The organism is Enterobacter sp. UNJFSC 003 (assembly GCF_036903355.1).
Classification (GTDB): Bacteria; Pseudomonadota; Gammaproteobacteria; order Enterobacterales; family Enterobacteriaceae; genus Enterobacter.
Genome location: NZ_JBAKHK010000213.1, coordinates 1 through 261 on the forward strand (window position 1 = coordinate 1; position 261 = coordinate 261).

Genomic DNA, 261 nt, shown 5'->3' on the forward strand with positions numbered 1-261 from the left:
ATGTTAAGTGCCTGTAGCGCACTGCAAGGTACGCCACAGCCAGCACCGCCAGTAACGGACCATCCGCAAGAGATTCGCCGCGACCAGACGCAAGGGTTACAGCGAATAGGTAGCGTAAGCACGATGGTTCGGGGTTCTCCGGATGACGCATTAGCAGAAATCAAAGCGAAAGCTGTCGCTGCAAAAGCTGATTATTACGTTGTCGTCATGGTGGACGAAACCATCGTGACAGGACAGTGGTATTCACAAGCCATTTTGTAC

At 52.1% G+C, this 261-nt stretch carries 1 protein-coding gene; it reads left to right on the forward strand.

Annotated elements, in window-relative coordinates; genetic code table 11:
- Positions 1-261: biofilm peroxide resistance protein BsmA (gene bsmA, locus V5P19_RS23845; protein ID WP_334408036.1), on the forward strand; the 261-nt coding region annotated here is incomplete at both ends.